This window comes from Rouxiella sp. T17, assembly GCF_036663475.1.
Lineage (GTDB): Bacteria > Pseudomonadota > Gammaproteobacteria > Enterobacterales > Enterobacteriaceae > Rouxiella.
Genome location: NZ_JAWUEA010000017.1, coordinates 1 through 4,629, shown reverse-complemented (window position 1 = coordinate 4,629; position 4,629 = coordinate 1). Strand labels below are relative to the sequence as shown.

The 4,629-nt window shown below is 47.2% G+C and carries 4 protein-coding genes and 4 tRNA genes; 7 read left to right on the top strand and 1 reads right to left on the bottom strand.

Annotated features, from left to right (window positions below; all coding sequences use genetic code 11):
- Positions 1 to 295: 295 nt before the first annotated feature.
- A complete protein-coding gene (gene murB / locus SC206_RS05050; protein ID WP_332734810.1) occupies positions 296 to 1,333 on the top strand; it encodes a UDP-N-acetylmuramate dehydrogenase in 1,038 nt (345 codons plus the stop codon).
- Complete coding sequence (gene birA / locus SC206_RS05045; RefSeq protein ID WP_332734808.1) at positions 1,330 to 2,292, top strand: bifunctional biotin--[acetyl-CoA-carboxylase] ligase/biotin operon repressor BirA; 963 nt, start codon at positions 1,330 to 1,332, stop codon at positions 2,290 to 2,292. The genes murB and birA overlap by 4 nt, the downstream gene beginning before the upstream one ends.
- 131 nt (positions 2,293 to 2,423) lie before the next feature.
- On the opposite strand, the gene coaA is transcribed toward birA, so the two are convergent.
- Positions 2,424 to 3,374, bottom strand: a complete 951-nt coding sequence (coaA, locus tag SC206_RS05040) for a type I pantothenate kinase (protein ID WP_332734806.1) — start codon at positions 3,372 to 3,374, stop codon at positions 2,424 to 2,426.
- Between the two features lie 455 nt (positions 3,375 to 3,829).
- Between coaA and SC206_RS05035 the strand changes: the two genes are divergently transcribed.
- The 5 genes from SC206_RS05035 to SC206_RS05015 form a co-directional block, all read left to right on the top strand.
- A tRNA-Thr gene (locus tag SC206_RS05035) sits at positions 3,830 to 3,905 on the top strand.
- Between the two features lie 22 nt (positions 3,906 to 3,927).
- A tRNA-Tyr gene (locus SC206_RS05030) sits at positions 3,928 to 4,012 on the top strand.
- Between the two features lie 203 nt (positions 4,013 to 4,215).
- Positions 4,216 to 4,290: transfer RNA gene (locus SC206_RS05025), tRNA-Gly, on the top strand.
- A gap of 13 nt (positions 4,291 to 4,303) precedes the next feature.
- A tRNA-Thr gene (locus tag SC206_RS05020) sits at positions 4,304 to 4,379 on the top strand.
- Between the two features lie 110 nt (positions 4,380 to 4,489).
- Positions 4,490 to 4,629: GTP-binding protein (locus tag SC206_RS05015; RefSeq protein WP_230050329.1), on the top strand; the 140-nt coding region annotated here is incomplete at its 3' end.

The following is a 4,629-nucleotide window of genomic DNA, read 5'->3' as shown; positions in this document are numbered from 1 at the left end:
CCGTAGCGCCGATGGTAGTGTGGGGTCTCCCCATGCGAGAGTAGGGAACTGCCAGGCATCAAATCAAGGAACAGCCCCAGTCGAAAGACCGGGGCTTTTTCTCGTCTGCATTCTGGCAAAAACACCCTATCAAAAACCAAAAAAGGCCCCCGTCTGACGACGTGGGCCTTTTTTGCTGCTTAAAACCGCGATTTATCATCTCTTTCCGAATCCTAAATGACAAAATCAGTCACCTCAGCCTAGTCAGAATCGAGTAAACTAACGTTAATTAAGCCACGAATGAGTACAACGCGTTATGTCGAGCCCTGTCACATCATTAAAATCTCTAAATACTTTTTCTATTGAGGCGCAGGCGTCGCAAATTATTACCGCAACGCGTAGTGAGCATCTGTCTGAAGCCTGGCAATTAGCTAAACAAAATCATCAGCCTTTATTGTTGTTAGGTGAGGGGAGCAATGTCCTGTTCCTTGAGAACTTTGCAGGCATCGTCGCCGTAAACCGAATAAAAGGTATAGAGATCACGCAAAATGACAGCGAATGGTTATTACACGTGGGCGCCGGTGAAAACTGGCATCAACTGGTCTGCCATACTCTGGAAAATAATATTGGTGGACTAGAAAATCTGGCCCTAATCCCCGGTTGCGTCGGTTCTGCTCCTATCCAAAACATTGGCGCTTACGGTATCGAGCTGCAAAGTCTCTGCGATTATGTCGATGTCTTGAACCTCGAAACCGATGAAGTGCTGCGTTTACCTGCTATCGACTGCCTGTTTGGTTATCGTGAAAGTATTTTCAAACATGCCTATCGTGAAGGTTACGCGATTGTCGGTGTCGGACTACGTTTACAAAAACAGTGGCAACCTAAGCTGACCTACGGCGATCTTACACGACTGGATCCGGTAACCGTCACGCCTCGGCAGATTTTTGACTCCGTATGCAACATGCGTCGCAGCAAGTTGCCCGATCCTGCCATCACCGGCAATGCCGGAAGCTTTTACAAAAACCCAATTGTTGAGGCTACACAGGTCGAAGCATTGCTGAAACAGTATCCGGCTATGCCGCATTATCCGCAGCATGATGGCAAATCCAAGCTGGCGGCAGGTTGGCTAGTCGAAAACGCGGGTCTGAAAGGGTTTAAAATCGGTGGCGCAGCGGTGCATCAGCAGCAGGCGCTGGTATTGATAAATCAGGATAACGCCACCAGTCAGGATCTCGTCAACCTTGCACGACATGTTAGAAACAAGGTCGCAGAAACGTTTTCCGTATGGCTCGAACCTGAAGTACGTTTTATTTCATCGAAGGGTGAAGTTAACGCCGTCGAGGCTTTATCATGAGAGACCTTACCGTCCCGCTGCGCTTGATTGCCATTATGTCCGACGGCGAGTTTCATTCCGGCGAGCAGCTTGGCTCAGAGCTCGGCATGAGTCGGGCGGCAATTAATAAACATATTCATACGGTTCGTGAGTGGGGTCTCGATATTTTCACCGTCCCTGGCAAAGGATATAAATTGCCGGCGGCGATCCAGCTTCTGGATAGAGATAAAATTCTTGCGGCATTGCCGGAAGGTAATGTCGATGTATTACCCGTTATTGATTCCACTAATCAATATCTTCAGGATCGTATTACGCAATTACGCTCGGGCGATGCCTGCGTAGCGGAATATCAGCAGGCGGGAAGAGGGCGTCGTGGCCGTCAATGGTTCTCACCTTTTGGCTCGAATCTCTATCTTTCGATGTATTGGAAGCTAGATCAAGGCCCGGCCGCCGCGATGGGCCTGAGTTTGGTGATTGGTATCGTGACGGCAGAAGTCATGCAGCAGCTGGGTGCAAAAGATGTTCGCGTTAAATGGCCGAACGATCTTTATCTCAAGGATCGCAAACTGGCCGGTATTCTGGTTGAGTTAACGGGCAAGACCGGCGATGCCGCACATCTGGTTATCGGCGCAGGGATTAATTTACGCATGCGTGAGCCCGCCGCCAATGTTATTAATCAGGGTTGGATTAATCTTCAGGAAGCCGGTATCGAGATTGACCGCAATGAATTAACGGTCACTTTGCTCAGGGAATTACGCGCGGCATTGCGTAAATTCGAGCTTGAAGGATTATCTTCATTTATTTCACGTTGGCGCAATCTGGATAATTTTATCGATCGTCCCGTGAAGCTGTTAATTGGTGATAAAGAGATACACGGTATTGAACGCGGCATTGATCCACAGGGTGCGCTGTTATTAGAACTGGATGGCGAAGTGAAGACTTTTATTGGCGGTGAAATATCGCTGCGTGGAACAGAATAAATCCCGTTTTACATTTTATTGATTATAAATCTTATAAACTATAATTTCGGTCGATTACAGTTTCGCTTACTGCAAATAAGGGGGAATTTATCGCTCCCCCTTATCAATAATCGATGAAGCCAAAAAAGAATCTATTTGCGCAGTCTTACACTCTCTACGGCATGATTAGCGCTTTTCGTCATGATAAGACTGGCGCGTTCACGGGTAGGCAAGATGTTTTCCTTGAGATTCAGACCATTAATTTCATTCCATAAACCCGTGGCGATTTGAATCGCTTCAGGCTCCGGTAATTTGGAATAATGGTGGAAATAAGAATCGGGATCGGAAAACGCGCCCTGACGGAATTTCAGGAAGCGATTGATATACCAGCTTTGTAATAAATCTTCCGGCGCATCGACATAAATAGAAAAATCCACGAAGTCCGACACAAATACGCGATGCGGATCATGTGGATAATCCATCCCGCTCTGCAAGACGTTCAGACCTTCAAGAATTAAAATATCCGGCTGATTAATGACTTTATTGCCTTCGGGAATGACATCGTAAATAAGATGCGAATAGACCGGCACGCTGACATTTTTGGCTCCGGATTTCACCTCGGAAACAAAGTTAATCAATTGGTGGATATCATAGGACTGCGGAAAGCCCTTTTTCTTCATGATGCCGCGATCTTGCAGCGTCTGATTCGGATACAGGAAGCCGTCGGTAGTCACCAGCTCGACGCTGCGATGTTCTGGCCAGCGACTCAGCAATGCCTGCAACAGACGGGCTGTGGTGCTCTTACCCACGGCTACGCTGCCTGCAATGCCGATAATATAGGGAATTTTCTGCCCATCGGTGCCAAGAAACTGCTCAAGCACGGCCTGACGACGGAGGTTGGAACTGATATAGAAGTTGAGTAGACGTGAAAGCGGCAGGTAAATCTGCGCGACTTCCTCAAGAGACAGGTCCTCGTTAATGCCTTTCAGTTTCATGATTTCCGCTTCTTTGAGCGTTAATGGCACTGAATCACGTAGGGCTGCCCACTGCGTTCTGTCGAACTGTAGGTATGGGGTTGCCAAAGATAAGTCTCTTTTCTTCATAAGTTAAAGTCTGCCTGTTAGCGCAGGTCAGGAAAGGCGCTGCACGCCAACTCCAGACAGTAAACCAGCTGGCTATTATAGACAGCTTGTTTTGAGGCGTAGACATTTTTCTTATTTAGTTAGCGAATTCTTTGATTGAAGTAGAGCATTTATGAAAACGGCTGAAAGTTGGCGCTTTTTTAGTCAAAGGCGCGCGATGACAGAAGAAAAGCGACAATCTTTGAAAATACTTTTCTTCTGCATGACAAAAATCACCCTCACTTTTTCGCTTTCTTCGCTTTGCTCCCTAAAGTTTACTCATACTTGCTGAGCAAAAAACCGCCTGAGCAGGCTGCTATTTAAGCGATATTCAACCTAAATACGCCATTTTGAATAAAACGTGAGCTAACGAACAATTTTCTTTATTTTTTTATTGCATACCCCGCCCAGTACCCATAGAATGCGCAGCACTTGATGCCGGCTTAGCTCAGTTGGTAGAGCAACTGACTTGTAATCAGTAGGTCACCAGTTCGATTCCGGTAGCCGGCACCATCAAGTACTTAACACCAAAAAAGGTGGGGTTCCCGAGCGGCCAAAGGGAGCAGACTGTAAATCTGCCGTCATCGACTTCGAAGGTTCGAATCCTTCCCCCACCACCATCTTCCTCTGCGAGGTAGAAACAGCGAAAGCTGAATCAACCAGCCAGCAGAGTGAAAGATGAAAAATTTATAACCTTGAGTCTCGAGCATTCGTTCTAACGAAACAGCAAGGGTCTTGAGGTGAAGGTGCGGAATTAAGTGTTTCATCGCCTTGTCCCCACCTTGATGTTCTTCAGAAAAATCAGGTAGCCGGGTTCTAGGATGCGGGCATCGTATAATGGCTATTACCTCAGCCTTCCAAGCTGATGATGTGGGTTCGATTCCCACTGCCCGCTCCAACTAACTAGATGTGCTGATATAGCTCAGTTGGTAGAGCGCACCCTTGGTAAGGGTGAGGTCGGCAGTTCGAATCTGCCTATCAGCACCACTTCTAAACTCTTCTCCCCCTGATTTTCTTCTGAAACTTGATTCAAACAAGCAATTGCTTGGTTGATGTGGTGATACCACCGATCTAACCGTGTCTCAGAGGGACAATCGATGTCTAAAGAAAAGTTTGAACGTTCTAAACCGCACGTCAACGTTGGTACTATCGGCCACGTTGACCACGGTAAAACTACCCTGACTGCTGCTATCACCACCGTACTGGCTAAAACCTACGGCGGTTCTGCACGCGCATT